We start from the raw sequence: 4,475 nt of genomic DNA, 5'->3' as shown, positions 1-4,475 counted from the left end.
GGCCGAGGCGTTCGAGACGTTCCTCCAGACCAAGTTCGTCGGCCAGAAGCGCTTCTCCCTGGAGGGCGGCGAGACCACGATCCCCGTGATCGACGAGATCTGCGAGGCCGCGGCCGAGATCGGTCTCGAGGAGGTCGCGATCGGCATGGCCCACCGCGGCCGCCTCAACGTGCTGGCCAACATCGTCGGCAAGAAGTACTCGCAGATCTTCCGCGAGTTCGAGGGCAACATCGACCCGCGCACCGTCCAGGGCTCCGGCGACGTGAAGTACCACCTCGGCGCCGAGGGCGAGTTCCTGTCGGGCAAGGGCGACACCATCAAGGTGTCCGTGGCGGCCAACCCGTCGCACCTCGAGGCCGTCGACCCGGTCCTGGAGGGCATCGCCCGCGCCAAGCAGGACGTGCTCGACCGCGGCACCGAGTACCCGGTCCTCCCGCTGCTCGTCCACGGTGACGCAGCGTTCGCCGGTCAGGGCGTCGTCGCCGAGACCCTCAACCTCTCGCAGCTGCGCGGCTACCGCACCGGCGGCACCATCCACGTGGTCGTCAACAACCAGGTCGGCTTCACCACCTCCCCCGGGTCGTCGCGCTCGTCGCTGTACGCCACCGACGTGGCCCGCATGGTCCAGGCGCCGATCTTCCACGTGAACGGTGACGACCCGGAGGCCTGCATCCGCGTGGCCCGCCTGGCGTTCGAGTACCGCCAGGAGTTCAACAAGGACGTCGTCATCGACCTGGTGTGCTACCGCCGCCGCGGTCACAACGAGGGCGACGACCCGTCGTACACCCAGCCGCTCATGTACGACCTCATCGAGCAGAAGCGCTCGGTGCGCAAGCTGTACACCGAGTCCCTGATCGGTCGTGGCGACATCACGATCGAGGAGGCCGAGCAGGTCCTGCGCGACTACCAGCAGCAGCTGGAGCGGGTCTTCACCGAGGTCCGCGAGGCCTCCAACGAGACCCCGGCCGAGTGGACGACCGTCCCGGACTACCCGGACAAGCCGGCCATCGAGTTCTCCTCTGCGATCTCGCCGGAGTACCTCAAGCGCATCGCCGACGCGTACACCACACCGCCGGAGGGCTTCACCGTCCACCCGAAGGTGATGCCGCAGCTGCAGCGTCGCGCCGCCGCGATCACCGACGGCCCGATCGACTGGGGCACCGGCGAGATCCTGGCGTTCGGCTCGCTGCTGATGGACGGTCGTCCGGTCCGCCTGGCCGGCCAGGACAGCCGCCGCGGCACGTTCGTGCAGCGCTTCGCCACGATCATCGACCGCACCAACGCGGACGAGTGGACCCCGCTGACCACGCTGACCGAGGACCAGGCGAAGTTCTTCGTCTACGACTCGCTGCTCAGCGAGTACGCGGCGCTGGGCTTCGAGTACGGCTACTCCGTGGCCCGTCCCGAGGCGCTGGTGCTGTGGGAGGCGCAGTTCGGTGACTTCGTCAACGGCGCGCAGACCGTCATCGACGAGTTCATCTCCTCCTCGGAGACGAAGTGGCGTCAGCAGTCCGGTGTCGTCCTGCTCCTCCCCCACGGGTACGAGGGCCAGGGACCGGACCACTCGTCGGCGCGCATCGAGCGTTTCCTGCAGCTGTGCGCGGACGGCGCGATGACGGTGGCCCAGCCGTCGACGCCGGCGTCGTACTTCCACCTGCTGCGCTCGCACTCGCTCGGCGAGGACCACAAGCCGCTGATCGTCTTCACGCCGAAGTCGATGCTCAAGCGCAAGGAGGCTGCTTCGCAGCCGTCCGACTTCACCGGCAGCACCTCGTTCCGTCCGTTCATCGGCGACGAGTCCGCGGACCCGGCGAAGGTGGAGACGCTGCTGCTGTGCTCGGGCCGCGTCACCTGGGACCTCATGGTGGACCGCAAGAAGCGCGAGAACGGCGAGAAGTTCGCCATCGGTCGCGTGGAGCAGCTCTACCCGGAGCCGACCGAGGCCATCGCCGCCGAGATCGCGAAGTACCCGAACCTCAAGGCGGTTCGCTGGGTGCAGGACGAGCCGCAGAACATGGGCCCGTGGCCGCACTACGCGCTCAACGTGTGGCCCGAGCTCGACGTCACGGTCGAGCCGGTCTGCCGTGCGGCGTCCTCGTCGCCGTCGGTCGGTACGGTCAAGCGTCACGTCGCTGAGCAGAAGGACCTGCTCGACATCGCCTTCGGCGACTGATCGGACGCACCAGCGATGTACTTCACCGACCGTGGGATCGAGGAGCTCGAGAAGCGCCGTGGGGACGAGGAGGTGACCCTCGCCTGGGTCGCCGACCAGCTCCAGGCGTTCGTGGACATCCACCCCGAGTTCGAGACCCCGGTCGAACGGTTCGCCACCTGGCTCGCCAGGTTGGACGACCCGGAGGACTGAGCAAACCACCAAGGCCCCGTACGGAGAGATCCGTACGGGGCCTCGGTGTTGTGTGGGGAGTGCCAACGGAGTCGATCTCACACGCGAGCCGCGAGGCCATGGCACAGTTGCGGCGTGTCTGTCATGACGGAGGTCCCCGCGGCCTCGGCCCCTCGCCCGACGCGTCGCCGTCGTCGCACCCTGGTCGTGGCTGCCGTGGTCACGGTCGCCCTGGCGGTCGGCTCGGTGGGATGGAACTGGTGGACGCACCCGAAGGCATTCACTGATCTGGGCGACTCCTTCATCGCCGACCCGCAACCCGTGGCCGATGCGGCTCTCTCGACGACCGTGGTCTTTCCCAAGGCCCGCGGGACGCACGAGACCATCACCGTCAATCGGCTCAGCGCGACATTCTCCAGCAACACCGCAGAGGCCGACACCACCTTCTGGATCTGCCACATGAGTGCGCACGAGGACCCGATCGGTGCTGTCTCGGACCCGGGCTCGGAATGCAGCGACATGGAGGCGTTCGCGCCACCGATGCGGTTCGACCACGGGGTCGCCCCCGACAGCGACTACCTGTTCGTGACGATCACGCCGACCCGACCTGGAACCGCGCACCTCACGGGTGTTGAGATCGAGTACCAGCGGTCCGGCGAGCACGCCTACCAGCGCGGCGCCCAGGCCATTCGGGCAGACCGGAAGATCACCGCCCGCTGACCGTCGAAACGACGTGGTCGGACGTGAAGTCGATTGACCCTGCCCGGCCCAGCCGATGCAATGAGCGCCATGGTCGCGCCGGTCGAGTCGAACAGCCACGAGTGGTCGCCTGTCAGGATCGGGGTACTTGCGCCGCTGGAGCGGCCCGGGTGGGTTGAGGCCGGGCGTCATCTCGTGGCGGGCTGCGAACGTGCTGTCGCTGAGGCCAACAGCGCGGGCGGGGTCAACGGTCGACCGGTGGAGCTGCTCGTACGGGACACGGCGGCTGACCCCGAGCGAGCCGCAGCGGCGGTGCAGGACCTTGCCGCGGAGGGGGTGGTGGCCCTGGCGGGTGAGTACCACAGCGTCGTTGCGCGTGCTGTCGCCTCACGGGCGGCGGATCTGGGTATGCCGTTCCTGTGCTCGTCCGCCGTCCTCGACGCGCTCACCGACGAGGATGCGCCGGGGGTGGCACGCCTGGCCCCGGCTCAGTCGCACGGCTGGCGGATCTACGCCGAGTTCCTCCTGGCCCAAGGACACCGGAGGATCGCCGTGGCGAGCCAGTCGAGCGTGTACTGGTCGTCCGGAACGCGCCTGCTGCGTTCCCACATGGTGGCCCGCGGAGCCGAGGTGATCGAGCTCGACGCCGACCAGCTGGGGCCAACAGGCGTCTGTCAGGGCGCGGCGGCGTCCGGGGCCAGCGCGTTGCTGCTGCTCGTGGGTCACCCGGACCCGGCTGTGGAACTGGTGCGGGCCGTGCGCGCTGACCCTCGGCTCGCGGGCGTACTGCTCGGGGCCCCGGCAGGACAGCCGGAGTTCGGCGAGTGGACCGAGGAGCTGGGAGCGGACGGAGCGGGCATCCCGTTCCTGCGCTACCTGCCGCTCGAGCTGGGCCCGGTGGGACGCCACGTGGCCGGCGAGCTCGGCAGAAGCTTGGGTGAGCCGCCGTCGTTCGTGGCGTTCGAGGGTTTCGACACCATCACGGTGCTGGTCGAGGCCATGCGCGCCTGTGGCACCTCGTCAGAGGCGATCACGCAGGCGTGGCCCAGACTGACGGTCGCGGGCAGCCGCGGACCGATCCGGTTCTCCCGGGTGAAGGGAATCAGTGTCTGGCAGTGGGCCTGGGCACCGGTGCAGGTGGTGGAGCGCGATCCTTCCGATCCGCAGGCATTGCGCGTGCTGCATCTCGGCTGACATCGCTGCGGCGCCGGCGATCTTCTCACCGTGGGTCACGCTCTGGAGTGCGTCATACCAGAGCACGTGGGCCGCTACCCCGACAGCACGTACTCGATGCGCAGGGGTGGTGCTCCGTACCGGATGGTTGCGAGGTCGGGTGGTCTGGTGCGGTAGCGGTGGCCGGTGGGCATCGTGGTGGTGACCTCGCCGTCCGGGCCAACCTTCGTCTGCCAGTCGTCGGCCTGTTTGGCGTAGT

The 4,475-nt window shown here is 68.8% G+C and carries 4 protein-coding genes; all 4 read left to right on the top strand.

All coding sequences use genetic code 11. The features are described 5' to 3' along the window. Positions 1–2,173, top strand: a 2,173-nt coding sequence (locus ACI379_RS00545) for a multifunctional oxoglutarate decarboxylase/oxoglutarate dehydrogenase thiamine pyrophosphate-binding subunit/dihydrolipoyllysine-residue succinyltransferase subunit (RefSeq protein ID WP_439790105.1), incomplete at its 5' end; no start/stop codon positions are given. A 15-nt stretch (positions 2,174–2,188) separates the two neighbouring features. Further along, positions 2,189–2,365, top strand: a complete 177-nt coding sequence (locus ACI379_RS00540; protein WP_439790104.1) for a DUF6104 family protein — start codon at positions 2,189–2,191, stop codon at positions 2,363–2,365. Between the two features lie 186 nt (positions 2,366–2,551). Further along, entirely contained in the window at positions 2,552–3,064 is a 513-nt protein-coding gene (locus ACI379_RS00535) for a hypothetical protein (RefSeq protein ID WP_439790103.1), read from the top strand. A 60-nt stretch (positions 3,065–3,124) separates the two neighbouring features. After that, a complete protein-coding gene (locus ACI379_RS00530) occupies positions 3,125–4,237 on the top strand; it encodes an ABC transporter substrate-binding protein (RefSeq protein WP_439790102.1) in 1,113 nt (370 codons plus the stop codon). Positions 4,238–4,475: the final 238 nt, after the last annotated feature.

It is taken from the genome of Nocardioides sp., assembly GCF_051876515.1.
GTDB lineage: Bacteria > Actinomycetota > Actinomycetes > Propionibacteriales > Nocardioidaceae > Nocardioides.
This window is presented reverse-complemented; position numbering and strand designations above follow the sequence as displayed.